We start from the raw sequence: 731 nt of genomic DNA, 5'->3' as shown, positions 1-731 counted from the left end.
GTAAGCGCCTCATAAACCCCACATACCAAACGATGGGCTTAATGGTTACCGTGGCATTTCTGGCGAGCAGTTCCACGGCAGCAAGGCTTCGAAGTCTTCTACCGAAGTAGCTTGCGGTAGGCGTTCAAGTACGTGGCGCAGCCACGTATAGGGCTCTTGGCCGTTGGCTTTGGCAGTTTCGACCAGGCTATAGATCTGCGCACTGGCAGTGGCGCCCTTGGGCGTGTCGCTGAACATCCAGTTTTTACGACCGATCACAAAGGGTTTTACTGCTCGTTCTGCCCTATTGTTATCAATGGGCAGGAAGCCGGCCTCGGTGTAACGCTCAAGCTTGCTCCAGTTGCTGGCCAGATAACCGAGGGCCTTGCCCAAGGCACTTTGCGTCGTCACCTGGGGATGGGTTTTCTCCAGCCAGCTTTTTAGTTCTGCGAGTACCGGCAGGCTTTTTTCCTGTCGACCGACAAAACGCTGATCATCAGTGACCTCTTTGAATTCACGCTCGATGCCATACAGTTTGTTGATCAGATTCAGCCCCATGTCGGCTCGCCCGATCTTACCCTTGGGCTGCACTTTTTGCGCATCGACGAACTTACGTCGCGCATGTGCCCAGCAGCCCAAACGCTCGACACCTGGCTGCGCGCCCAAGGCGTTATAGCCGGCGTAATCGTCGGTCATCAGGTAGCCGCGATAATCGGCAAGCAGGCGCAGCGGCACCTCCTGCGCTCGGCTGG

The 731-nt window shown here is 56.4% G+C and carries 1 protein-coding gene; it reads right to left on the bottom strand.

Features of this window, described 5'->3' with window-relative positions:
• Positions 1-45: 45 nt before the first annotated feature.
• A partial coding sequence (locus tag FQ182_RS29665; protein WP_149415373.1) for an IS66 family transposase occupies positions 46-731 on the bottom strand: 686 nt, incomplete at its 5' end.

Source organism: Pseudomonas sp. ANT_H4, from assembly GCF_008369295.1.
Classification (GTDB): Bacteria; Pseudomonadota; Gammaproteobacteria; order Pseudomonadales; family Pseudomonadaceae; genus Aquipseudomonas.
Note: the sequence above shows the minus strand (reverse complement) of the source record. Positions and strands in the feature narration are given on the sequence as shown.